22 protein-coding genes and 1 pseudogene are annotated in these 23,626 nt (G+C 73.9%); 9 read left to right on the top strand and 14 right to left on the bottom strand.

The window, feature by feature from the left end; genetic code table 11:
• Positions 1 to 98 precede the first annotated feature (98 nt).
• The gene (locus OHS71_RS34545) at positions 99 to 545 is read left to right on the top strand and encodes an Lrp/AsnC family transcriptional regulator (RefSeq protein WP_328483234.1); all 447 of its coding nucleotides are present in this window, start codon (positions 99 to 101) and stop codon (positions 543 to 545) included.
• On the opposite strand, the gene OHS71_RS34540 is transcribed toward OHS71_RS34545, so the two are convergent.
• From OHS71_RS34540 to OHS71_RS34520, 5 genes are all read right to left on the bottom strand, one after another.
• Positions 506 to 3,532 (bottom strand): SMC family ATPase, encoded by a 3,027-nt coding sequence (locus OHS71_RS34540; protein ID WP_328483233.1) that lies wholly within the window; start codon positions 3,530 to 3,532, stop codon positions 506 to 508. The two genes, OHS71_RS34545 and OHS71_RS34540, sit on opposite strands and share 40 nt — an antisense overlap.
• Positions 3,529 to 4,692: an exonuclease SbcCD subunit D gene (locus tag OHS71_RS34535; RefSeq protein WP_328483232.1), complete on the bottom strand. Its 1,164-nt coding sequence runs from the start codon at positions 4,690 to 4,692 to the stop codon at positions 3,529 to 3,531. The genes OHS71_RS34540 and OHS71_RS34535 overlap by 4 nt, the downstream gene beginning before the upstream one ends.
• 361 nt (positions 4,693 to 5,053) lie before the next feature.
• Positions 5,054 to 5,680, bottom strand: coding sequence for a YigZ family protein (locus tag OHS71_RS34530; RefSeq protein ID WP_328483231.1), 627 nt, complete (start codon positions 5,678 to 5,680; stop codon positions 5,054 to 5,056).
• A gap of 135 nt (positions 5,681 to 5,815) precedes the next feature.
• Positions 5,816 to 6,367: a SixA phosphatase family protein gene (locus OHS71_RS34525; RefSeq protein ID WP_328483230.1), complete on the bottom strand. Its 552-nt coding sequence runs from the start codon at positions 6,365 to 6,367 to the stop codon at positions 5,816 to 5,818.
• A complete protein-coding gene (locus tag OHS71_RS34520; RefSeq protein WP_328483229.1) occupies positions 6,364 to 7,122 on the bottom strand; it encodes a hypothetical protein in 759 nt (252 codons plus the stop codon). The genes OHS71_RS34525 and OHS71_RS34520 overlap by 4 nt, the downstream gene beginning before the upstream one ends.
• A 111-nt stretch (positions 7,123 to 7,233) precedes the next feature.
• On the opposite strand from OHS71_RS34520, the gene OHS71_RS34515 reads away from it, so the two are divergent.
• Both OHS71_RS34515 and OHS71_RS34510 read left to right on the top strand, forming a co-directional pair.
• A complete protein-coding gene (locus tag OHS71_RS34515) occupies positions 7,234 to 7,641 on the top strand; it encodes a CoA-binding protein (RefSeq protein ID WP_328483228.1) in 408 nt (135 codons plus the stop codon).
• 1 nt (position 7,642) lies between these two features.
• Positions 7,643 to 8,611: pseudogene (locus OHS71_RS34510) on the top strand (FAD-dependent monooxygenase).
• A gap of 10 nt (positions 8,612 to 8,621) precedes the next feature.
• On the opposite strand, the gene OHS71_RS34505 reads toward OHS71_RS34510, so the two are convergent.
• Positions 8,622 to 8,984, bottom strand: a complete 363-nt coding sequence (locus OHS71_RS34505) for an ArsR/SmtB family transcription factor (RefSeq protein ID WP_328483227.1) — start codon at positions 8,982 to 8,984, stop codon at positions 8,622 to 8,624.
• 61 nt (positions 8,985 to 9,045) lie between these two features.
• Between OHS71_RS34505 and OHS71_RS34500 the strand changes: the two genes are divergently transcribed.
• Complete coding sequence (locus OHS71_RS34500; RefSeq protein WP_443047121.1) at positions 9,046 to 10,188, top strand: cation diffusion facilitator family transporter; 1,143 nt, start codon at positions 9,046 to 9,048, stop codon at positions 10,186 to 10,188.
• A gap of 199 nt (positions 10,189 to 10,387) precedes the next feature.
• Here the strand turns inward: OHS71_RS34500 and OHS71_RS34495 are convergent, their stop codons facing one another.
• On the bottom strand, positions 10,388 to 10,945 hold the full coding sequence (locus tag OHS71_RS34495) for a YbaK/EbsC family protein (protein WP_328483226.1): 558 nt from the start codon (positions 10,943 to 10,945) through the stop codon (positions 10,388 to 10,390).
• Positions 10,946 to 10,988: 43 nt separating this feature from the next.
• A complete protein-coding gene (locus OHS71_RS34490; RefSeq protein WP_328484741.1) occupies positions 10,989 to 11,564 on the bottom strand; it encodes a helix-turn-helix domain-containing protein in 576 nt (191 codons plus the stop codon).
• 195 nt (positions 11,565 to 11,759) lie between these two features.
• On the opposite strand from OHS71_RS34490, the gene OHS71_RS34485 reads away from it, so the two are divergent.
• Positions 11,760 to 12,617, top strand: a complete 858-nt coding sequence (locus OHS71_RS34485) for a DMT family transporter (RefSeq protein ID WP_328483225.1) — start codon at positions 11,760 to 11,762, stop codon at positions 12,615 to 12,617.
• A 36-nt stretch (positions 12,618 to 12,653) separates the two neighbouring features.
• On the opposite strand, the gene OHS71_RS34480 is transcribed toward OHS71_RS34485, so the two are convergent.
• A complete protein-coding gene (locus OHS71_RS34480; RefSeq protein WP_328483224.1) occupies positions 12,654 to 13,445 on the bottom strand; it encodes an acyltransferase in 792 nt (263 codons plus the stop codon).
• 75 nt (positions 13,446 to 13,520) lie between these two features.
• Here OHS71_RS34480 and OHS71_RS34475 point away from each other — a divergent pair, with 75 nt between their 5' ends.
• The gene (locus tag OHS71_RS34475; protein ID WP_328483223.1) at positions 13,521 to 14,048 is read left to right on the top strand and encodes a gamma carbonic anhydrase family protein; all 528 of its coding nucleotides are present in this window, start codon (positions 13,521 to 13,523) and stop codon (positions 14,046 to 14,048) included.
• Positions 14,049 to 14,131: 83 nt separating this feature from the next.
• Here the strand turns inward: OHS71_RS34475 and OHS71_RS34470 are convergent, their stop codons facing one another.
• On the bottom strand, positions 14,132 to 14,782 hold the full coding sequence (locus tag OHS71_RS34470; RefSeq protein WP_328483222.1) for a DedA family protein: 651 nt from the start codon (positions 14,780 to 14,782) through the stop codon (positions 14,132 to 14,134).
• Positions 14,783 to 15,034: 252 nt separating this feature from the next.
• Between OHS71_RS34470 and OHS71_RS34465 the strand changes: the two genes are divergently transcribed.
• A complete protein-coding gene (locus OHS71_RS34465) occupies positions 15,035 to 15,448 on the top strand; it encodes a hypothetical protein (RefSeq protein WP_328483221.1) in 414 nt (137 codons plus the stop codon).
• 158 nt (positions 15,449 to 15,606) lie between these two features.
• Here the strand turns inward: OHS71_RS34465 and OHS71_RS34460 are convergent, their stop codons facing one another.
• Positions 15,607 to 17,502 (bottom strand): RICIN domain-containing protein, encoded by a 1,896-nt coding sequence (locus OHS71_RS34460; protein ID WP_328483220.1) that lies wholly within the window; start codon positions 17,500 to 17,502, stop codon positions 15,607 to 15,609.
• 416 nt (positions 17,503 to 17,918) lie between these two features.
• On the opposite strand from OHS71_RS34460, the gene galU reads away from it, so the two are divergent.
• The gene (gene galU, locus OHS71_RS34455) at positions 17,919 to 18,908 is read left to right on the top strand and encodes a UTP--glucose-1-phosphate uridylyltransferase GalU (RefSeq protein WP_328483219.1); all 990 of its coding nucleotides are present in this window, start codon (positions 17,919 to 17,921) and stop codon (positions 18,906 to 18,908) included.
• 225 nt (positions 18,909 to 19,133) lie between these two features.
• On the opposite strand, the gene OHS71_RS34450 is transcribed toward galU, so the two are convergent.
• Positions 19,134 to 19,571 (bottom strand): DUF4442 domain-containing protein, encoded by a 438-nt coding sequence (locus tag OHS71_RS34450; RefSeq protein ID WP_328484740.1) that lies wholly within the window; start codon positions 19,569 to 19,571, stop codon positions 19,134 to 19,136.
• A 270-nt stretch (positions 19,572 to 19,841) separates the two neighbouring features.
• Between OHS71_RS34450 and OHS71_RS34445 the strand changes: the two genes are divergently transcribed.
• Entirely contained in the window at positions 19,842 to 20,888 is a 1,047-nt protein-coding gene (locus OHS71_RS34445) for a hypothetical protein (RefSeq protein ID WP_328483218.1), read from the top strand.
• A gap of 32 nt (positions 20,889 to 20,920) precedes the next feature.
• Here OHS71_RS34445 and OHS71_RS34440 read toward each other — a convergent pair whose 3' ends face one another.
• Both OHS71_RS34440 and tuf read right to left on the bottom strand, forming a co-directional pair.
• Positions 20,921 to 21,793 carry a spermidine synthase gene (locus OHS71_RS34440; protein WP_328483217.1) on the bottom strand — a complete coding sequence of 291 codons (873 nt, stop codon included), beginning with the start codon at positions 21,791 to 21,793 and terminating at the stop codon, positions 20,921 to 20,923.
• 443 nt (positions 21,794 to 22,236) lie between these two features.
• Entirely contained in the window at positions 22,237 to 23,424 is a 1,188-nt protein-coding gene (tuf, locus tag OHS71_RS34435; protein WP_328483216.1) for an elongation factor Tu, read from the bottom strand.
• Positions 23,425 to 23,626 lie beyond the last annotated feature (202 nt).

Here is a 23,626-nt window from a genome sequence, read left to right as displayed (position 1 = left end):
CGACACCCAGAAATCTACGACCGGCGACCGCCTTCCTGAAGGGCCGTTCCCCGGCCCTTGCCTTGCCTCGCCGTGGATTCCCCTGCTATCTGTCCTCCATGACCGCGTATTCCCCGGACGCCACCGACTGGCGCATTCTCGAGGTCCTCCAGCGCGAGGGCCGGGCCAGTTTCGCCGACCTGGCGCGCGCCGTGGCGATGTCGCCCAGTGCCGTCACCGAGCGGGTGCGACGGCTGGAGGAGGCGGGCGTCATCCAGGGGTACGCGGCCGTGGTGGACCCCGAGCGGCTGGGGCTGCCGATCCTGGCCTTCGTGCGGCTGCGCTACCCCAACGGCAACTACAAGCCGTTCCACGACCTGGTGGCCGTCACGCCCGAGATCCTCGAGGCGCACCATGTGACGGGCGACGACTGCTTCGTGATCAAGGTGACCGCCCGGTCGATGCGGCACCTGGAGGAGGTGTCGGGCAAGATCGGCGCGCTGGGGTCGGTGACGACCAGCGTCGTCTACTCCTCGCCGCTCCCCCGGCGCCCGCTCGGCCGGTAGCCCCGCTGCCGCACGACGGACCCCGATCTGCCCTTGACGACCTCCAGCTGCGCGTGGATGCGACGGCGCAGGTCGGCGACGTGGCTGACGATGCCGACGCTGCGGTCGCGTTCGCGCAGCGAGTCGAGGACGTCGAGTACCTCGTCGAGCGTCTGGTCGTCGAGGCTGCCGAACCCCTCGTCGATGAAGAGGGTGTCGAGGCGGACCCCGCCCGCCTCGTCGGTCACGACGTCGGCGAGACCCAGGGCGAGGGCGAGCGAGGCGAAGAACGTCTCGCCGCCGGACAGGGTGGCCGTGTCCCGCTCCCGCCCGGTCCAGGCGTCGACGACGTGCAGGCCCAGCCCGCTGCGGCCGCGTCCGGCCCGGTCGTCGGAGTGGACGAGGGTGTAGCGCCCCGAGGACATGCGCTGGAGCCGGACGGTCGCGGCGGCGGCCACCTGTTCCAGGCGGGCGGCCAGGACGTACGCCTCCAGGCGCATCTTGCGCTCGTTGTCCGCCGAGGTGCCGGCGGCGAGACCGGCCAGTCGGGCCACCCGGTCGTACTCCTCGCGCAGCGGCCCGAGACGCCGTACGCCGTCGCTCGCGCGCGCGGAGAGCTGGTCGAGCTCCGCGCAGCGACGGGCGGCCGCGTCCTGGACGGAGGCAGCCGTGCGCAGCCGCTCCGCCGCGGCGGCCGCCGACCGTTCCGCGGCCGCGAGGTCGACGGGCGGCTGCCGGCCGGCGGCCACGGTCTCGGGTTCGGCGAGGAGGACGCCCCGTACGGCGGCCTCCTCGGACTGCCGGGCGTCCAGTCGCCGTTGCAGCTCACGGTGGGCGGCGGCGTCGAGGAGGGCGTCGGCGGCGGCCCGCGGGGTGTCGAAACCGGCCCGGAACGCGGCTTCGTCGAGGCGCCCGTCGGCCGCCTTGAGGCGGGCGGCGCTCTCCTCGGCGACGCGAGCGCTGTCGGCCGCGTCGGTGAGGCGTGCGGCCAGCTCCTCCAGTTCGGCGGCCCGCGCCGCGACACTTGCCGCGGCTCCTCGGACCTGCGCCAACTCCTCTTCCAGGACGGCCCGTTCACGTTCCAGGCGGTCGCGGTGGCCCACCCGGGAGGCGGCTCTCACCGCGGCCTCGCGCTGCGCGGCGGTGCGACGCTCGTGCTCCAGCTCGGCCTGGCGCAGCTCCTCGCGCGCGGAGTGCAGCGCGGAGGCGTCCCCGCGGGCCCGCGCGTAGGCGTCCTCGGCCTCCTGCGCCTCGGCGGCGAGCCGGTCCGTCGCGGTGTCGCCCGCCTCGGCGGCGGCGGCCGCGAGCGCCTCGCGGACGGGACCGAGATCGCGTTCGTCCTGGGCGTGCCGTTCCTCGGCGCGCCGGGAGGCGGTCAGGGCCCGCTCCTCGGCCTCGCGGTCGACGTGTCCCGCGACCTTGCGGGCGGGCGCGGGGTGCTCGGTGGCGCCGCAGACGGCACACGGTCTCCCGTCGGCCAGGGTGGCGGCCAGTTCGGCTGCGATGCCGTTCAGGCGCTGTTCCTTGAGGTCGAGCCAGTGCGCACGGGCCGTCTGCGCCTGCTCGCCGGAGGCGAGGGCCCTGCGCCGGCCGGCCTCCAGGTCACGGGTCAGCTCGTCGCGCCGCCGGGCGGCCTTCAGACGGCGTTGCGCGGGCTCTCGGCGGCCGTCGAACTGTTCGGCGCGGGTGGCTGCCTCCTGCGCGGACTCGACGCGGGCCTGAAGACCCGCGCGGACGGTGTCCCAGCCCGCGAGCCATGCCTCGGTCTCCGTCAGGACGTCCTCGTCGTCCCGCTCCCGCCGGTCCAGGTCGTCCCGTTCGGCGACCAGATCCGTCAGCCGCCGCTCGCCACGGCGGGCCGACTCCAGCCCGCCCAGGTCCTCGGCGGCCCGGCGTGCGGCGGCGGCGAGCCCGGCGGCCCCGGCGTCCGCGAACCGCTCGGGGAGCCGGGCACGGGCGCGTGCCGCACGGGCGGACGCCTCGGTGTGCTCGGCGTCGGCGGCGTCGCGCAGCTCCAGAGCCGGAGCGACCGCCTCCGCCTTGCGCGCCCGCTCCATCCGCGCCTGCGCCTCCCGATGGGCGCCGGCCCGCTCCTCCAGCGCCGCGGCCCGCTCCTGCGCTTCGGCGAACCGGCGCTGGAGCCGGGCCCGTTCCCGTGCGTCCTCCAGCGTGCGCTCGGCGTCGGCCTGCGCGGACTCGGCGGCGAGGCGGCCGCAGTGGGCGCTGGTCAGCAGCTCGCGCGCGGTGCTGCGGGCGACGGCGGCCGCGGACAGCACGGCCTCCGCGAGCCCGGGTTCACCCGGGGTGCATTCGGGCAGCGCCATGGCGTCTCCGGCCACCTGCTGCATCCGGTGCGCGTCGGCGAGCAGCGCGGAGTCGCCCTCACGCACGCGTGCCTCCGTGGCGCGGCGGCGCTCGGTGAGCCGCTTCTCGACCTCGGCGAACCGGCGCGTGTCGAAGAGGCGGCCGAGGAGCCGGCCGCGCGCCTCGGCGTCGGCGCGCAGGAAACGGGCGAAGTCGCCCTGGGGCAGCAGCACGACCTGGCAGAACTGTTCGCGGCTCATGCCGAGCAGCTGGCTGATCTCCTCGCCGATCTCCTGGTGGGAGCGGCTGAGGTCCTTCCAGGCGCCGGCGACCGGGTCGTGCTCGCGCAGCAGGCTCTGCGCCTTCTCGACCGTCGTGCCCGTGCCGCGCCTCTTGGCCCGCTCCCAGGGCGGCTGCCGGGTGACCTCCAGTCGGCGTCCCGCGACGGTGAGTTCGAGGGTGACCTCGGTGCGGGTGCCGGGCGCCGCGTGGTCGCTGCGCAGGGTCAGGCCCTGGCCGCTCTGCCGGGCGCCGGGCACGGAGCCGTACAGGGCATAGCACACGGCGTCCAGGACGGAGGTCTTGCCGGCGCCCGTCGGCCCGTGCAGCAGGAAGATCCCGGCGGCGGAGAGTTCGTCGAAGTCGACACGCTGGGAGCCGCCGAAGGGACCGAAGGCCGTCAGGTCGAGCCGGTGCAGCCTCACCGCGCCACCTCCCGTACCGCGTCGTCCGCGCGCACCGCGTCGAACGCGTCCCGCAGGACGTCCTGCTCGCGGGCGTCGGGCCCCGCCCCGCGCACATGTGCCACGAAGTCCTCGGCGATCTCCTGGTCGTCCCGGTCGGCGAGACGCCGGGCGTACGAGACATCGGGGTCGTCGGGCGCGCGCTCGGGGGCGAAGGCGAGGCTCAGGGTGTGCGGGAAGCGCTGGATGAGCCGGGCCATGGGGTCGGCCGGACGGACGGCGTCGGTGAGCGTCGCCTCGACCCAGGCGTCCTCGTGGCGCGTGAGGGCGGGATCGGCGAGCAGTTCCTCCAGCGGGCCGCGGACCCGGGCCAGCGCCCGCGGCACCGGGCAGTCGATCCGCTCGGCCTCGATCTCCCCGCCTGCGCCGAGGTCGACGAGCCACATGGTCTTGCGGTGCTCGCTCTCCGAGAAGGAGTACGGCAGCGGGGAGCCGGAGTAGCGCACGCGCTCGGTGATGGTCTGGCAGCCGTGCAGGTGTCCGAGCGCCGTGTAGTCGACGCCGTCGAAGACCCCGGCGGGCACGGAGGCGACCCCGCCGACGGTGATGTCCCGCTCGCTGTCGCTGGGCTCGCCGCCGGTGACGAAGGCATGGGCGAGGACGACGGACCGTGTACCACGCGCGCGTGCGGCCAGGTCGGCGCGGACCCGGTCCATCGCGGCGGCCAGCACGGTCTCGTGGCCGGCCTTCTCCACGCCGAACTCGTCCTTGACGAGGGCGGGTTCGAGATAGGGCAGGCCGTAGAAGGCGACCTCGCCGAAGGCGTCCGCGAGGACCACCGGCGTCCCCGCCGCCGTCGGATCGGTGCGCAGGTGGATGCCGGCGCGGCCGATGAGCCCGGCTCCGACCCCGAGTCGGCGGGCCGAGTCGTGGTTCCCGGAGATCATCACCGTGGGCACGCCGAGGCCGGCGAGCCGGTGCAGGGCGTCGTCGAACAGCTCGACCGCGGCGAGCGGCGGCACCGCGCGGTCGTACACGTCTCCCGACACGACCACCGCGTCGACCTCGCGCTCCCGCACGGTCGTGACGAGGTGCCCGATGAACTCGGCCTGGGCGCCGAGCATGTTCACCCGGTGGAACGCCCGGCCGAGGTGCCAGTCGGAAGTGTGCAGGAGCCTCATGATCCCCGAGACTAACGGCCGGGTCCGACAGCACGGGCGGTTACTCCCGTATCGCACCGTCATACCGGGCGACACAACGAGCCGTTCCGGACATTTCGGCCCGCCTTCCGGCTCGCCATGTCACGTGTCACTCGTCACGGACCGGGCCGCACGGATGCACGCCTCACGGACCGCACCTCAGGACTCGTGAACCACGGACCGAACACACGGGCCGGTCATCACGGGCCGGTCATCACGGGCCGGTCATCACGGGCCGGTCATCACGGGCCGGTCATCACCGACCGGGCATCACGGCCTGGCATCACGGACCGGGTGAACGACTCCGGCCTCACGACTCCGGCCTCACGATCACGCGGCGCGCTCACGCGTCCCCGTAGGCCTCCCCGCCCAGCTCGAACCCGGCCGTTCCCGACGTCGCGTCCGCGAGCCAGGCGCGGAAGGCGTCCACGTCGGCGTCCGGCAGGCCGATCTCGATGGTGACCCGCTCGCCGTAGCGGACGTCCCGTACCGCGCGTCCCGTCGAGTGCAGGTCGTTCTGCACCTTGCCGGCGCGCTGGTGGTCCACGGTCACCGTGGCGAGCCGGAAGCGGCGGCGGGTGAGAGTGCCGAGGGCGTCGAGGGCCTCGCCCACCGAGCCGCCGTAGGCCCGGATGAGGCCGCCGGCCCCGAGCTTGACCCCGCCGTAGTAGCGGGTGACGACGGCGACGACGTACCGCATGTCGCGGCGCAGCAGCATCTGGAGCATCGGGACGCCGGCCGTGCCGCCGGGTTCGCCGTCGTCGCTCGCCTTCTGCACGGAGGCGTCGGCGCCGATGACGTACGCCCAGCAGTTGTGGGTGGCGTCGGAGTGCTCCTTGCGGACGGACGCGATGAAGTCCTGGGCCTCCCGCTCGGTGGCCGCCGGGGCGAGGGCGCACAGGAAGCGGGAACGGTTGACCTCGGTCTCGTGCACGCCCGCGTGGAGGATCGTCCGGTACTCGTCCTGCATCCGGCCAGCCTATGCGGTGCTCGCCGGGTCGCCGTCGTCGCAGGTGCGGTCGACGGGCGACGTTGGGGGAGGTGTCGCGGCGCGGAAGCCGGTCCCGGGCGAGGGCCGCGCGTGCGCGTCGGTCAGGACGGGTTCTCAGGCCGAGGGCGGCTTCCGGCCCCTCGGCACGGCCATCGACGTGAGCAGAGCCGTGCCCGGGGTCAGGGCGGACCAGCCGGGTCCGTACCAGGTCAGGACGGCGGTCGCCGAGGTCGGGAACTTCAGCCGCACCTCGTCCAGGGCGTCGTCGGGACCGTCCCCGGCCAGTTCGAGGACCAGCTCCTGGAGGCCGGGGTTGTGCCCGACCAGCAGCAGCGTCCCGACGGCCGCCGGCGTCTCGTGCACGACGTCCAGGAGTTCGGGGACGTCGGCCCCGTAGAGCCGTGGGTCGAAGCGCACCGGGGGCGGGGCGCCCCACTCGGCGGCGGCCGACTCCCAGGTCGCGCGGGCGCGGGCGGCGGTGGAGCACAGGGCCAGGTCCGGGAGGCAGCCGGCGCCGGCCAGCACGCGGCCCGCGGCCGGCGCGTCCCGCCGGCCGCGCGGGGCGAGCGGCCGCTCGTGGTCGGGCACACCCGCCGGCCAGGCCGATTTGGCGTGCCGCAGCACGACCAGCCGGCGCGGCGGTGTCCCGCCGCCGGGCCGGTTCACGCCGGGCCTCCCACGTCGCGCATGAGGTCGAGGCCCAGGAGGCGGTCGGCGTAGGCGTACGTCTCGAAGCGGGCGCCCTCCGGCAGCTCGGGGCCGGCGTCCTCCGCCCAGCGCAGCACCCGCAGCACCTCGGGCAGGTCGAGGTCGTCTTCCCAGGCGCCGCGCAGTCGGCTGCGCACCTCGTCGGGAACCGGCCGCGAGGGCCGCCGCGCCCACTCGGCGACGGCTCGCCGCCAGCGTGCGAGGGTGTCCCGCGCCTCGGCCAGCACGTCCGCGTCGAGTTGGAGGGGCTCAGTGCGGGGCCGGGAGAGGAGCGCGAGCCGCAGGACGGCCCACTCCGTGTCCGGTCCCTCTCGTACCTGGCCCGACGGCGGCCCCCCGGGGACGGCCCCCTGCGCCGGCGCGACGGCGATCCGGCCCCCGTCCGGGGCCGGGCCGCCCTCCGCCACCACGTGCAGGATCTGCGCCTCGCCCACTCCGGCGCCCGCGCCGAGGTCGCGGCCGTCCTCGAAGGGATGCGTGCCGAGCGCCGTGGCCCCGGCTCTGAGCTCCGCCTGATCGTCCTCACCGGACAGCAGCGCCCAGACGGGTGTGCCGCCGAGTTCCAGCGCACGGACGAGCAGGTCGGCGACGAGAAGGACCCTCAGCGACCCTGCGCCGTAGCCGGAGGCGTGCGCCTCCACCCGGGTCAGGCCACGGCGGACGGGGGCGGCGACTACGGGTTCGCCGGTTCGGGCGTCGATGATGCGCAGCACGAGGCGAGCCTAGGCGGGCGGGGGCGACTTCGCAGGCAGGGGCCGGAATCAGGGTCCGGCGCGCACTGTTGTGGTCGACGAGTGTTCCTTTCCGATCCAAGGAGGCCGCCGGTGTACGGCGACGAGGCAGCGATCCGCAAGATCCTCACCGGACTCGGTGACACCTGGGCCGTGGTGGGCCTGTCGACGAACCGCGGGCGGGCGGCCTACGGGGTGGCCGAGGTCCTCCAGCGCTTCGGCAAGCGGGTCGTCCCCGTCCACCCGAAGGCGGAGACGGTGCACGGGGAGCGGGGGTACGCCTCCCTCGCGGACATCCCCTTCGAGGTGGACGTCGTCGACGTCTTCGTCAACGGCGAACTCGCGGGGGCCGTCGCCGACGAGGCGGTCACCAAGGGGGCGAAGGCGGTGTGGTTCCAGCTCGGTGTCATCGACCAGGCGGCCTACGACCGTACCCGGGCCGCGGGCCTGGAGATGGTCATGGACCGCTGCCCGGCGATCGAGATCCCCCGGCTGGGCTGACCTGCCGGCGCTTCCCCCGGCGGGCCCGGGAGCCCGCCCATACTGTGCGGGTGACCGACTCCCCTTCCCCCACCACACTCCGGTCGTCGTCGTGGGCGCGGGCCCCGCGGGTCTCACCGTCGGCAACGTCCTGCGGGCCGCGTCCGTCGACTGCGTCGTACTGGAGACGGAGAGCCGTGAGTTCATCGAGCGGCGGCCGCGTGCCGGCGTCATCGAGGAGTGGGCCGTCCTCGGCCTGCGCCAACGCGGCCTGGCGCACAACCTCTTGGCGCGGGCCCAGCGGCACTCCGCCTGCGAGTTCCGCTTCGACGGCGAACGCCACCGCTTCCCCTACACCGAACTGACCGGCCGTCACCACTGAGTGTATCCACAGCCGTTGCTGGTGACGGACCTCGTCCGCGAGTACGTCGACGTACGCGGCGGTGACGCCCGCTTCTCGGTGCGCGACGTCGCACTGCACGACCTGGACACGGGCCGCCCCTCCGTGTCGTACACCCGCCCCGGCGCCCCCGAACGGCAGGTGCTGACCTGCGACTTCGTCGTGGGCGCTGACGGGGCGCGCGGAGTGAGCCGCGCCGCCCTGGTGCCGGGGCGGGCCCGGATCGCGCGGCACGACTACGGCATGGGCTGGCCGGCGCTGCTCGCCGAGGCGCCGCCGTCCTCCGACTGTGTGCTGTTCGGCGTCCATCCGAACGGGTTCGCCGGGCACATGGCGCGCAGTCCCGAGGTGACCCGTTACTACCTCCAGTGCCCGCCCGGTGACGACCCCGGGAACTGGCCCCACGACCGGGTCTGGTCCGAACTGCGCCGGCGCCTCGATGCGGCGGAGGCCCCACCGCTCACCGAGGGGCGGCTGATCGAGAAGCGCCGCGCGGGCACCACGGTCGCCCGGCTGCGCCGCCTGTTCGCCTCTCCCACCGCTGCCGCCGCGTTCGCCGAGCAGTACCTCGGAACGGCCGCGCACTACTGAACCGGCCGGGTCAGTCGTCGTGCACCGGCTCGTCCCCGAGCCGGTGGTCCGCCACGTTCAGCGCCTCGTCGACCAGGCGGCGCAGATGGCCGTCGGAGAGCGAGTAGATCACCCGGCGCCCCTCCTTGCGGGTGCTCACCAGCCCGGCCAGCCGCAGCCGCGCCAGGTGCTGGCTCACGGCCGGCCGGGCCGCCGCGCAGACTTCCGTCAGCGTCGTGACGTCGGCTTCGCCCGAGGTCAGCGCGTGCAGCAGGGTGAGCCGGGTGCGGTCGCCGAGCAGGGCGAGGAGCTCGGCGGCAAGGGCGAACTGCTCCTCGCCGGGGGTGCGCGGGTGCGCATGGTGCGCAGGTGACAGGTGCATGCGTGCGCTCATACGCACATAATGGCGGTGTGGACGGACGCGCGTCCACCTCGGCGCACCGGAAGGGATCGACGTGAGGGAGCGGCACGACCACGAGCACGGGCACCGGCACGACCGCGGGCACCACCAGGAGCACGGACACCACCACGAGCAGGAGCACTGGCGCCACCGCGGGCACGCGGTCGAGCAGGCCCACGAGCACCCCCACCACGCCTCCTCACCCGCCTCCCCCGGCCTGCGCCACCGGGTCGCCCACCTGCTCACGCCGCACTCGCACGAGAGCGCCGACAAGCTGGACCCGGCGCTGGAGTCGTCGGCCCGGGGCATGCGCGCGCTGTGGGTCTCCCTGGCGGTGCTGGGTGTGACAGCCGTCGGGCAGGCGGTGGTCGTCGCGCTGTCCGGCTCGGTGGCGCTGCTCGGAGACACGGTGCACAACGCGGCGGACGCGCTCACGGCCGTACCCCTGGGCATCGCCTTCGTGCTGGGCCGGCGGCCGGCCACCCGCCGCTTCACCTACGGCTACGGGCGGGCCGAGGACCTGGCGGGCATCGCGATCGTGCTGACCATCGCCGCGTCGGCGGCTTTCGCCGGGTGGACGGCGGTCGAGCGCCTGATGGACCCCCGCCCCGTCGAGCAGCTCGGCGCGGTCGCCGTGGCCGCGCTGGCGGGTTTCGCGGGCAACGAGTGGGTCGCGCGCTACCGCATCCGCGTCGGACGTTCGATCGGCTCGGCAGCGCTGGTCGCCGACGGGCTGCACGCGCGCACGGACGGCTTCACCTCACTGGCGGTACTGCTGGGCGCGGGCGGCTCCGCGCTGGGATGGCAGCTCGCCGACCCGTTGGTCGGCTTGGCGATCACGGCGGCGATCGCGCTGGTGCTGCGCGACGCGGCGCGGGAGGTGTTCCGGCGGGTGATGGACGCGGTCGACCCCGCCCTGGTGGACCGGGCCGAGCGGGCGCTGCGGGAGGTCGAGGGGGTCCGCGCGGTCGGCGAGCTGCGGCTGCGCTGGATCGGGCACCGGCTACGGGCCGAGGTGGCGGTCGTCGTGGACGGTGAGGCGACGGTACGCCGGGCGCACGCCGTCGCCGTGGCGGCCGAACACGCCCTGCTGCACGCCGTACCGCGCCTGACGGCCGCGCTGGTGCACGCGGATCCGGCCCCGGTACCGGGCGAGGACGACCCGCATCTGGCCCTCGCCCACCACACGGCGGCCTGAGACCGGCGCGCCGAGCGGCGCGAGAGACCGACGCAGGGCCGAGCAGTCGAGCGGCGGGCAGGGCCGAACGGTGCGGGCGAGCGCTCGGAGTCGAGCGACGCGCGTGAGCGGATCGCGTGAGCGGATCGCGTGAGCGGATCGCGTGAGCGGATCGCGTGAGCGGATCGCGTGAGCGGATCGCGTGAGCGCGGGGCTGAGGTCAGGCCACGCCGAGCCCCTCCAGCACGACCGCGTCCGGCAGTTCGGCGAGCGCCTTGCCCGGGACGAGCAGTTTCCCGCGCCGACGACCGCTGCCCACCAGGACGTACGGCAGGTCGACGACGGCGGGATCCACCAACACCGGCCAGCCCGCAGGGAGTCCGATCGGGGTGATGCCTCCGTACTCCATGCCGGTCTCCCCCACCGCCGTGTCCATCGCGGCGAACGAGGCCTTGCGGGCGCCGAGTCGCCGGCGGACGACCCCGTTGACGTCGACCCGGGTGGTGGACAGCACGACGCACGCGGCGAGGGTCGTCCCGCCGCCCCGCTTCCCGGCGACCACCACACAGTTGGCGGACCGCTCCAGCAGGTCGCGACCGTATTGCTCCACGAAGACGGCCGTGTCGGCCCACTCCGGTTCGGTGTCGACGTGGAGAAGCTGATCGGCGGGCACGCTGCCGCTCCAGCGGCGTACGGCGTCGGCGACCGGGCGGGTCAGCTCGTCGAGGCAGTCGGGAACCGGGACGGCGGTGTCGAAGTTGCCGATGGGTGCGCGCATGGCCGCACGCTAACAGTCTGTTCCGGGCCGTCGGAGGGCCGTCTCAGTGCACGGGCGGCGGCACCGAGACGGTCAGCACCATCTCCATCGGGACGTCGCCCCGGTTGCCGTACATGTGGGCGGCGTTGGCCTCGAAGGTGACGCTCGCGCCGGCCGGGACGCGGTACTCCGTGCCGTCCACGGCGAGGGTGAGTTCACCGGCCGTGACATGGGCGATCTCGACCGTGCCGGACGGATGCGGGTCCGAGCCGCTGCTCTCGCCGGGCATAAGCCGCCAGTCCCACATCTCCAGCGGGCCGGGCGCCTCCGTGCCCGCGAGCAGCCGGCTGTAGCTGCCCGCGTCGGTGTGCCACAGCCGCACCGCCTGTTCGGCGGGGACGATACGGACCTTCGGGCCCTGTTCGTAGTCGAGCAGGGTGGTGATGCTGACCCCGAGCGCGTCGCCGATCTTGACGACGGTGCCGAGGCTGGGATTGGTGCGGGCCTGCTCGATCTGGATGAGCATGCCGCGGCTGACACCGGCGCGGGCGGCGAGCGCGTCCAGGGTGAATCCGCGCTCGGTGCGCCAGCGCTTGACGTTGCGCGCCAAGGACGCCGTCAGCAGGTCGAGGTCCGACACTTTCCGTCCCATTCCGTCCGGTCCCGTCCGGACCCGCCCGATCCCGCCCGACCCCTCCGCCCTCAATGGGTTACAGCGGGTTCCCGGCTGGTTCCAGCCCTTCCGGAGTTCAATATCCTGGATGACAGGGTTCAGTTTCCTGCACTACCGTGTGGTGCACCCGATCGTGCAACGAACTGTACTGCGAGGGACCCCGTGACAGCACTCTTCGCCCTGGCCACCAGCCTTCTGTGGGGACTGGCGGACTTCGGCGGCGGGCTGCTCACCCGTCGGGTCCCGGCACTCACCGTGGTCGTCGTGTCGCAGTCGATCGCGGCAGCCGCCCTCGGTGCGATCGTCGTCGCCACCGGCGGCTGGAGCGAGACCGGTCCCCGCCTGTGGTTCGCGGTCGCGGCCGGGCTGGTGGGCCCGGTCGCCCTGCTGTCCTTCTACCAGGCGCTGGCGCTCGGCCCCATGGGAGTCGTCTCCCCGCTGGCCACCCTGAGCGTGGCCGTGCCGGTCTCCGTCGGGCTGATCCTCGGCGAGCGGCCGGGGCTCGTCCAGGTCGCGGGCATCGCGGTCGCGGTGGTCGGCGTCGTCCTGGCGGGCGGCCCGCAGCTGAGGAGCGCCCCCGTGCAGCGGCGGGCCGTCCTGCTCACGCTCGTCGCGGCGCTCGGCTTCGGCACGGTCTTCGTCCTGATCACCGAGGCGTCCACGACGGTCACCGGCCTGTTCCTCGCCCTGTTCGTGCAGCGCGTGACCAACGTGGCCGCAGGAGGTGCGGCGTTGTACGTCGCCGTCCGGCGGGGGTCGCCCGCGCTTCCCGAGGGCGGGCTGTCGTGGACCTCGCTGCCGGCCTACGGGTTCGTCGGGTGTGCCGATGTCGCAGCCAACGGCACCTACGCCGTCGCCGCCCAGCACGGCCCGGTCACGGTGGCCGCCGTGCTCGCCTCGCTCTATCCCGTGGTGACCGCCCTCGCCGCGCGCGGATTCCTGCGGGAGCGGCTGCGCGCGGTCCAGGCGGCGGGCGCGGGACTGGCCCTGGTGGGCACGCTGCTGCTGGCGGCGGGGTGACAGGGGCCACGTCCCTCGTGATCCGCCCGAGCGACGCTACGGCTCCAGCCGGGCCAGCGCGGCCGCCGTCTCCTCGTCCAGTCCCGACAGTGCGACCAGCTGGTCCGAGGTGACCCCGTCCGGGATCGGCACCGGCGCCGGGGTGCGCAGCGGCGGCTGCCAGCCCTCGGCGGGCGTCCAGCGCCGTACGACCTTGGCGGGCGCCCCCGCGACGACGGCGTGGTCCGGGACCGTGCCGCGCACCACCGCCCCGGCCGCGACGACGACGTTGCGTCCGATCCGCGCGCCCGGCAGGATCACGGCGCCCGTGCCGATCCAGCACCCCGGGCCGATCTCGACGGGCTCCATGCGGGGCCACTGCTTGCCGATGGGCTCGTGCGGATCGTCGTAGGAGTGGTTCGTGGACGTGACGTACACGTACGGACCGAAGTAGCAGTCGCTGCCGATGGTGACCGTCGTGTCGGCGATGACATGGCTGCCCCGGCCGAGCACCACGCCGTCGCCGAGGCGCAGGATCGGGTCGGGTCCGAGGTCCAGGTCGGGCATCAGGCCGGCGGTCAGGGTGACCTGCTCGCCGACGATGCAGTGGGCGCCGAGGTGGATCCAGGGCTCCCCGAAGACCGTGCCGAGCGGGAAGGCCAGCCGGGTGCCCCGGCCCATCGAACCGAAGCGGAAGCGTCCGGGATGCTCGGCGGTGACGGAGCCCGTGCGCTGGACCCAGGCCCAGCCCGCGTGGACGGCGCGCTGCACCTGTCGGCGCCGCCATGATGAGAACGTGTTCCAGGGCTTCGGCACCCGCTCACCGTACTCAGCGCGCGGTGCGGCCATGGGCCCGCGGCCCTGTGATCTTCGCCCCACCCGTGGCGTACGGTGCGGGCATACGACCGACACGAGGAGACGGTGATGACGCACAGGGCGCTGATCGTGGGCATCGGCGGCAGGGAACCGAAGGTCGACGCGGGGGCGTTCGTGGCGCCGACCGCCTCGGTGATCGGGGACGTGACGCTGGAGGCGGGCGCGAGCCTCTGGTACGGGGCCGTCGTCCGGGGCGATGTGGAGCGGATCACCGTCCGGGCGGACGCCAACATCCAGGACAACGTGACGCTGCACGCCGACCCCGGCTTTCCCGTGACGATCGGGGAGCGGGTGTCCGTCGGCCACAACGCCGTGGTGCACGGGGCGACGGTCGGCGACGACTGCCTCATCGGGATGGGGGCGACGGTCCTCAACGGGGCGGTGATCGGGGCGGGTTCGCTGGTCGCCGCGCAGGCGCTCGTGCCCCAGGGGATGGAGGTCCCGCCGGGGTCGCTGGTGGCGGGGGTGCCCGCCAAGGTGAGGCGGGAGTTGAGCGAGGAGGAGCGGCAGGGCGTGACCCTGAACGGCACGCTGTACGCGGACCTGGCGAAGGCCCACTCGGAGATCCACGAGTAGGCGCGGCGCCCTCGGCCGCGGGGGTGTGACACGGTGCTCCGCCGCGCGGGCGGGACGGGCCACCTCTCGGTCGTGCCCTGCGGCTAGTCGGCGGCGGGCACCGGCTCCGGTTCGGTCTCTCGCGGAGTGCTCTGCATCTTCTTCGCCTTGCGCTTGATGATCAGCATCGACGTCAGGCCGATCAGCACCGCCACCACGAGGCCCAGGTAGGAGAACTTCTTCAGCCAGGACTCCGCGACGACGCCCACGTAGTAGATGACGGCCGTCGTGCCGCCCGCCCACGCGATGCCGCCGAGGACGTTGGCGGTCAGGAACTTCCAGTACGGCATGTGCAGCACGCCCGCGAGCGGGCCGGCGAAGATCCGCAGCAGGGCGACGAAGCGGCCGAAGAACACGGCCCACATGCCCCACTTCTCGAAGGACCGCTCGGCGGTGGCGATGTGCCCTTCACTGAAGTGCCTGGGGAACTTCGCGCCGAGCCAGGCGAGCAGCGGGCGTCCGCCCTTGCGGCCGATGGCGTAGCCGATGGAGTCGCCGACGACGGCGCCCGCGGTGGCGCACGCGCCGAGGACCACGGGGTTGATCCCGCCGTGCTGTGAGGACAGCAACGCGGCCGAGACCAGGACGATCTCGCCCGGCAGCGGGATGCCGAGGCTCTCGAGTCCGATGACCAGGCCGACCACCGCGTAGACGGCGGCCGCGGGCACCGTGTCGAGCCATTCCTGCACGTGCACCGCGGGTTCCTCCCGTTTGACGTCCCTGGGCCGGCCTCGCACCGCCGGCCGCCGCCGAAGGCGGCCTCCGCCGGGTGGCGGCCCCCTCGCCTACCCGGGAAGCCTACCGGGTCGCCCGGCCCCGCCCGGTTGCGTGGTGTAGCCGGCTACACCACGGATCCGGGGGCCCGGTCCCTCGTGACGGCGGCCCCGCGACGTGATCGTGGTGGAGGACGAACCCGCCGTGCCCCACCGTTTCCGAAGGGACCTCCCATGGCCGTGCCCCACCGACGCGGACGCCGTGCCGCCGCCGTCGCCACCGCAGCGGCAGTCTTCGCGCTGACCGCCGGCCTCCTCACCGGCTGCGAGTTCGACGACTCCGTCGACTGCGTCGCGAACGCCGACGACCTCACGGACAGCATCACGGCGATCAACAGGGCCGGCGCGGACGCCGTCGGGGACCCGTCGAGGACCGGGGACTCCGTCGACGCCATCCAGAGGAACCTGGACCGGATCCACGACTGGGCGGCCGAGAGCGACGCCGACGCCGGCAAGGTCGACCGTGCGGTCGACGACCTGCGGCAGGACGTGGAGGACTACAACCGGGACGTCCTCGCCGGCGGGCGGCCCGACTCCGCCGGGATCGACAGGGCGGCCTCGGAGCTGAGGGACCTCTGCACGTCGTGACCCGGGTGGCCGTCCGCACGACGAGGACGCAGGGGCCGCTCCCCTCGTGCGGCCCCTGCGTCGGCTCCTGGCACGTTCCTCTTCCCGTGCGCTCCTCCCCCGGCTCCCGGCTCCCGGCTCCCGGCTTCGTCGGCTCCCCGATCCGTCGGCTGTGCGGCTCAGCCGCCGAGGGGCTTCGTCACGTCCGTGACGACGTTCCCCAGCGCGTCGGACACCTGGGCGGGCGCCGCCGGGAGGGCATCGAGGAGCGTGGCCGGGAACGTCGGCCCGGCCGGGTCGGCGGGCCGGTCGCAGCACTGCACCTGCGCCACCCTCGTCCCGGACTCCGGTACGGCCGGAGCGGTTCCGGCAGGCGCCGGATCGGCGTCGGGGACGAGGCGCCGGTCGCCGCGCGGCGCCGGGACGCCGGGGGCGCCGGGTGTGCCGGGAGCGGCCGGAGCCGCCGGATTCCGCAGCTCCGGACCAGGCGCCCCGGGCGCTCCGCCGGCGGTGTCGAACACCCACCGCTGACCGCCGGAACCGTCCCGCTCGGCGACGACCGCGGGCGCGCCGCGCTCACCGGCTGCGGGAGCGACGACCAGAGTGTCGTCCCGGCGCAGCAGGAGCTCGCCACGGACCGTCAGGTCGAAGAACGTCTCGCCCGCGTGCACCAGGCAGTTGACCAGTGCGGTCGTCCGTCGCCCCGGGTCGGCCGCCAGGCAGAGCGTCGGGTCGGCCGCGCTGCGCAGCAGCCCGTCCTCCTCGTACGACCACTGCTGGGCCGCGGCCTGCGAGCACCCCGCGAGCACCATCGCCGCACCGGCCCGGGCTCGGCCACCGGCGGGTTCGAGGCAGAGGTCCGTGTCCGGGCTGCGCAGCGTGCCGTGCGCGACCTCGGCGGACCGGGACGCGGAGGCGGCCGACGGCGATCCGGAGGGCGAGGGGTGGCCGGGGCCGCCGGCCGGGCCCCGTGCGCCGGTGGCCGAGGTGCCGGCCCCGCCGACGGGCGCGCCCCAGGTGGCCCCGGGAGCGGGGACACCGTTGCCGTCGGACCAGCTCCTGGCCGCGAACACGGTCGCGACCAGGGCGAGGGAGGCCAGGCCCACGCCCACCAGCACGGCTTTGTGCCGTCGGCCCGGCAGGTCCAGCAGTCCCGCGGAGGTGGTGCGGTGCCGGCCGTTCGCGACGGGCGGGCGTTCCGCGGCGGGCCGGGCCGGCGCGTCGGCCGCGGCCCTGCGCCCGGGGCGCGAGTCGAGGTAGCGGCGGGCTCCCCAGCCGAGCACGGTCTCGGCGAGCAGCACGTCCAGTCCGTCGTCGAAATGGCTGAGCTGTTCGGCGGCGTGCCGGCAGAAGCGGCAGTGCGCGAGATGCTGCCGCACATCGGGGAGCAGGGTTCCGCCGCGGCGCAGGGGAATGTCGAGGAGACGGTTGTAGAAGCGGCATTCGCTCGTGGGCGCGAGTTCGCGGTGGGCACGGACACAGCCCGCCCGGAATTGTTGCCGCGCCTGTTCCAGTGCTGCCGTCGCACTGATGACGTCCACACCGGACAGACCGGCCGGTACGGTTATGGGTTCCGCCTCCACCTCGGTGTGCCACAAGAGGCATTGGGAGGCGGCCGGAAGCGACTGGAAAGACCGCTCGGCGAGTTGCCGCCTTTCCGCGGTCACCGGCCGCGCGGCGCGCAGTCCGCGGCCTCCGACGGTTTTGCGGAGCTCCGGCAGAACGTCGGCCACTCCGTCGGCGCCGGCCCATTCCCGGACCGTCTCCCGTACGGCTACGAGGAGTTGGGGACGCAGGGCGCCGCCGGTACGTCCGTCCGTGAGCTTGCCGAGCACCTCGTGGAACGCGGCGGCGGCCACGAGTCGGGCCGTGTCCTCGGTGCCTGCGAGGCAGACGGTGGCGTAGGCGTGGGCCGCGCGCCAGTGGCGGGCGAAGAGCAGGGCGACCGCGCCGGCCCGTGCGTCTCCGTGGGCGGGCCGGTCGGCCAGCCGGGCGGCGAGTTGGGGATCGGAATCGCCGGGGGTCCAGCCGGGGCGGGGCGGGTGGGGCGGGCGTGGGGGGTTGGGGGATTGCACGGAACCATTTCCTTCCAAGCCAACGAACGGCACGGAAAAGCACGGTGTCGGAAAGCGGTGCCGGATTGGTGCGTACCTTTGGCCTGACCAGGCACGTTGGCCTGATCCGGTCCATCCGTAAGGGGAGGCTCACCTTCGCACACAGGTCTCACATGAAACAAGCAGTTCGAGTGACCCAAGTTCAAAGTGCGGGAATTTCAGATAAGTTACCGGCGGTATCCGCACCCGCATTCGAAAGCCGCCCGGCCTCCGGACTCAACTCGTGTACACGCAAAGCCGGATGACACAGGAATCTGCGACTTCGAGGACGGGCGACGCCGCCGTTGCCGGTGCCGGTGCCGGCGCCCGGACGGTCCACAGGAATCTCAGAGGTCACTCCCGGGGTACTCCCATCCCGGCGGGTCACCCTGATCCGCATGAGCGCCCCCCACTCCGCACCCCGTGTCCGCAAGGCGGTCGTCCCGGCCGCCGGCCTCGGCACCCGATTCCTGCCGGCCACCAAGGCGACGCCGAAGGAGATGCTGCCGGTGGTCGACAAGCCGGCCATCCAGTACGTCGTCGAAGAGGCGGCCGCCGCCGGTCTCGACGACGTCCTGATGGTCACGGGCCGCCGCAAACGGGCCATCGAGGACCACTTCGACCACGCCTTCGAGCTCGAGCAGGCGCTCGCCGCCAAGGGCGACACCGTGCGGCTGGACGCCGTGCGCGACCCCGCCCGGCTCGCCGACATCCACCACATCCGCCAGGGCGACCCGCTGGGCCTCGGTCACGCGGTGCTGTGCGCCCGCAACCACGTCGGCGACCAGCCGTTCGCGGTGCTGCTCGGCGACGACCTCATCGACCCCCGGGAGACGCTCCTCAGCAGGATGCTCGAGATCCGCGAGCGGTACGCCGGCAGTGTGGTGGCCCTCATGGAGGTCCCGCCCGAGCAGGTCCACCTCTACGGCTGCGCGGCCGTGGAGCCGTCCGGCGAGGACGGGGTGGTGCGTGTCACCGGCCTGGTGGAGAAGCCCGCCCCCGAGGACGCCCCGAGCCGGTACGCGGTCATCGGGCGGTACGTCCTCGACCCGGCCGTCTTCGGCGTCCTGGAGCGCACCGGGCCCGGGCGCGGCGGCGAGATCCAGCTCACCGACGCCCTCCAGGAGCTTGCGGCGGCCGGCACGGTGCACGGCGTGGTCTTCTCCGGTCGTCGCTACGACACGGGCGACAAGGCGGACTACCTGCGCACGGTCGTCCGTCTGGCCTGCGACCGGCGCGACCTGGGACCGGAGTTCGTCGCCTGGCTCAAGGAGTTCGTGGCGGACCTGGAAACCGGCGGGGCAAAGGAGGACCCGGAGAAGGACACGGACGGAGCCACGGACGGCAACGCGGCCGGCGAAGCGGCCGGCGATCGGCTGGCGGCCTGACGGGCGCCCGACGGCACCCGCCCGGCGCCGGGTGTGCGGACTGTTCCCTGCCTCCGCCGACGCCCGTCGCGGCCAAGGAGTCCACGGCACGCCGGCGCGCTGTCGCGCCGTCCATGCCGCACGCGCGGCACCGCGTCGGCATCACCGGACCGGCGGTGGCGCCTGACGGACCGGCAGGGGCGGCGACGGGTGTGATCGCGGGGCGCGCCTTCGTACGGCGGCCGCTCAGCCGTTGGGGCGCAGGGTCCAGATCACCGTCATCTCACCCGTCACGGCCCCGTCGGCGCGCCGGATCTCGATCGTCACGGGGAACTCCGGCCGCTCCCCCGCGTCGAGTTGCGCGACGACCTCGGCGGCCGGGCGGCCGAGGGTGGCGGTAGCCGTGACGGCGCCCATGGCCAGCTTCCGGTAGGTGATCTCGGCGCCGACGGCCAGCGGCACGGCGCGGCCGAGCTGGTCGCCGAACGCGGCGAGGACGATCGCGCCGCTGGCGGACTCCCCGAGCGTGAACATCGCCCCGGCGTGCGGCCCGCCCACGTGGTTGTGGAACTCGCCCTGGTCGGGCAGGGCGACCACGGCCTTCTCCGGACCGGCCTCGAGGAACTCGAGGTGCAGGGTCCGGGCCATGGGCACCGTGGCGGCGAGCATCTCGCCGATGGACATCTGGTCTGCGCTCATGAAATCGATGTTACCTGTGAGTAGCTTCGACTGGCCAGACCGGTGTGACCAGCCCCGCACACCGGCCGCGAGGACGACCCGGAACGTGTGCGACCCACGCTTTGGGCGACGAGGGACCGGTCACCGCAATCCGGCGCATACGTCGGATCACGGACACCGTCAGCCCGTCCCGGCCGGCGGAAATCCCGATTCGGTACGTCCCTGACAAGGGGCGGTGACCGCATCGTGTCCCGGGCGGCACTAGTGTTTCTGGCCATGTGGCCAGGACAGCAGCCGCCCGGGGGAGAGCAGAACCCGCAGGCGCAGAACAATCCGTACCAGCAGCCGGGATACCAGCAGCCGAATCCGTACCAGCAACCCGGATATCAGCAGCAGCCCGGCCCCCAGCCCAACCCCTATGTGCAGCAGCCGCAGTGGGGCGCCCCGTCACCCGCGGGCGCGCCCACACCTCCGCCCGGCGGGGGCGGCACGGGCGGTGGCAACCGGACGAAGCTGGTCGCGGTCATCGCGGCCTCCGCCGTCGTCGTGGCCGCCGGTGTCACCGGGTTCCTGGTGCTGGGCGGCGACGACGACCCGGCAGACGTGAGCAAGGGCAGCGCGAGCCCCACGGTCTCCTCGTCAGGCTCCGCCTCGGCTTCCGCGTCTTCGTCGGCCGGCACGGACGACAACCCGCGCAGCAACGAGACCGAGAAGCCGACCGTCGCCGGCTGGAAGGTCGTGGTGAACCCCAAGTGGGGCATCGCCTTCGACGTGCCGGCGGACTGGGAGGTGCAGTCGCCGAGCCTCAGCCAGGGGTTCGAGTGGGAGGACAAGACGAAGTCCGACGGCTACGACCGGATCCTTCAGGGGGGTACGGCCGAGCTCAAGTCGAAGTGGTGCTCCACGGACTCCGACAAGGACGGCAAGACCGAGGACACCGCCCTGGCCGTGGTCGGGAGCAAGGGCGCCGAAGGCGCCAAGAGCACCGACGAGATCGCTGTCAACACGCCCGCCTGGTGGGTCTTCGGCGGCTACACCGAGCCGGACAAGAAGAGCCTGACCTTCGACAAGAAGGCGACCGCCTTCACCACCGCCTCGGGCGTCAAGGGCAGTTACGCCTGGGCGCAGTCGGCGAACACGCCCCAGAAGGGCAAGTGCGACAGCGACGGCAAGGCGATCACGTTCGGTTTCAAGAACTCCAACGGGGACTACGTGTCGTGGAACCTGTACGGGGCCAAGGGCGTGAAGGACGAACTCCCCAAGGCCACGATCATGCAGATCCTCAGCACCGTACGGCTGCACGGGACACCGACACAGAACTAGGGGCGGACGGGACTCCGGGCTCGGCGCATCGCTCAGCCGATGCCGAACGCGCCCTCGGGCGGCTGCGGTGACGGTACGGCGTCCTCGTCCCGCACCGGGCGTGCGTCGCCGATGAAGCGGCGCAGCCCGGGGCCGTGCTCGACCCGGGCCGGGAACGCGTCGGAGGCGGTGCGGCGGGCGAGGCCGGCCACGTCGAGCGGGTGGTGCGCGGCGACGAGCACCGCGTTGCCGAACCGTCGTCCGCGCAGCACGGCCGGCTCGGCGATGAGGGCGAGTTCCCCGAAAACCGCGGCGAGGTTCGCGAGTTGGGACCGCAGGAAGCCGAAGGGCGCCGCGTCGGCGAGGTTCGCCAGATAGACGCCGTCGCCGCGCAGGACCCGTGCTGCTTCCCGGGTGCAGGCGAGGGACGTCAGATGGGCGGGGACACGCGAGCCGCCGAAGACGTCGGCGACCAGCGCGTCGGCCGAGCCGTCCGGCGCCGCTTCCAGCCAGGCCCGCGCGTCGGCGGCGTGCAGCGCGATGCCGGTTCCGGGAGGGACCGGCAGGTGCTCGACGATCATCTCCAGCAGACCGCGGTCGAACTCGACGACGTCCTGCCGGGAACCCGGCCGGGTCGCGGCCAGGTACCGCGGCAGGGTGAGCGCACCGCCGCCGAGATGCACGACCTCCAGGGGGCGCCCAGTCTCGGCGGCGGTGTCCAGGACATGTCCGAGGCGCCGCGCGTACTCGAACTCCAGATGCGTCGGCTCGTCCAGGTCGACGTACGACTGCGGCGCGCCGTCGACGGTGAGCAGCCAGGCGCGCTCCCGGTCGACGTCGGGCATCAGCTTGGCGGTGCCGTGGTCGACGGCGCGGGAGACGGGTACGGGCTCGTCGTTCACCGTCCCATTGTGCCTGCGGCCCATGCCTGCGAAGAGCTCGTGGGCCCCCGGGCGGCAGCCGTCGGCACCGCAGCGCCGACGACCCGCGCAACCGCCGACGCACCACGTCCCCGAGCACCGGGATGTGGGCGGTCTGCCGACGGTCGACGGCCGGCGGGTGCGGCACGCCGCAGACCGCCACCCCACCGCACCGCCGGGGACCGGCGGGCGACCGACCGCGGCCGGTTCGCCGCTCCCGAGCAGCGCGGGTGGTACCCAGACGCCCCCGCCGGTGCGGCGCCGCGGGGCCAGGGACCGGCGGGCGGGCAAGCCGTGGCCGGTTCGCCGCTCCCGACCATGGGCGAGTGAGACCCAGACGCCCCCGCCTGTGCGCCACCGCGGGGCCAGGAACCGGCGGGCGGACGGGCCGCGAAGTCGGTTCGCCGTCTCCGGGGCGCGCGGGTGGTCCCCACGCGCCCCGGCCGGTCTCACAGGACGGCTGTCACGGTTCCCGCTCCGACGGTGCGGCCGCCCTCGCGGATGGCGAAACCGAGACCCGGCTCCAGCGGTACCCCGCGACCGAGTTCGACGGTCATGCCGACCGTGTCACCGGGCCACGCGACCGGGATCTGCCCCAGGTCCACGTTGCCGACGACGTCCGCCGTGCGGATGTAGAACTGCGGCCGGTACCCGGTCGAGACGGGTGTCGTCCGGCCGCCCTCGCGCCCGGACAGGACGTACACCTGCGCCGTGAACCGCCGGCTGGGCAGCACGCTCCCCGGCGCCACCACCACGTGTCCGCGCCGGACGGCGTCCCGGGGCACCCCGCGCAGCAGCAGTGCCACGTTGTCCCCGGCCTGCGCCTCCCCCATCGGCTTGCCGAAGGTCTCGATGCCGGTCACCACCGTGTCGGCGTCGGCTTCGGCACCGAGCACCTGGACCCGGTCCCCGAGGCGGAGCGTCCCCCGTTCCACGGCGCCGGTCACGACCGTCCCGCGGCCGGTGATGGTGAGCACGTTCTCCACGGGCAGCAGGAACGGCGCGTCCAGATACCGCTCGGGCATGGGCACATAGGTGTCGACCGCGTCGAGCAGGGCGTCGACGGACGCCGTCCAGCGCGGGTCGCCGGCCAGGGCCCGCAGCCCCGACACCCTGACGACGGGCGCGGAGTCGCCGCCGTAGCCGTGCTCGGTGAGCAGGTCGCGGACCTCCAGTTCGACGAGGTCGATGAGCTCGGTGTCCTCGCCGTCCTCGACGGCGTCGGCCTTGTTGAGCGCGACCACGATGTGGTCGACGCCCACCTGCCGGGCGAGCAGCACGTGTTCGGCGGTCTGCGGCATGATCCCGTCGAGCGCGGAGACGACGAGGATCGCCCCGTCGAGCTGTGCGGCGCCGGTGACCATGTTCTTGATGTAGTCGGCGTGGCCCGGCATGTCGACGTGCGCGTAGTGCCGGGTGTCGGTCTCGTACTCGACGTGCGCGATGTTGATGGTGATGCCGCGCGCGGCCTCCTCCGGGGCGCGGTCGATGCGGTCGAACGGCACGAACGTGCCGTTGCCGCGGTCGGCGAGGACCTTGGTGATGGCGGCGGTCAGGGTGGTCTTGCCATGGTCGACGTGCCCCATGGTGCCGATGTTCAGGTGTGGTTTGGTCCGTACGTAAGCGGTCTTGGGCATGGCTCTACCTCGAAGCGTGTCCGTGGGAAGCGGGGACCCCGGTAACCTGGCCGACCCTCCCCCTGCGGGGTCCGCCGGACGTTCCGGAGAGGGTCAGCTTCGGGCGCCGTCGACAGCGGCCACGAGGAGCGGGACGGCAGCCTTCGGCGTATCCGCGACGGCGGATGCTGCGAGGAGGAAGGCGTACCGGAACATGGAGTCG

Origin of the sequence: Streptomyces sp. NBC_00377, assembly GCF_036075115.1 — a bacterium.
Classification (GTDB): domain Bacteria; phylum Actinomycetota; class Actinomycetes; order Streptomycetales; family Streptomycetaceae; genus Streptomyces.
The sequence above is the reverse complement of the archived record's forward strand: the minus strand, read 5'-3'. Positions and strand labels throughout refer to the sequence as shown.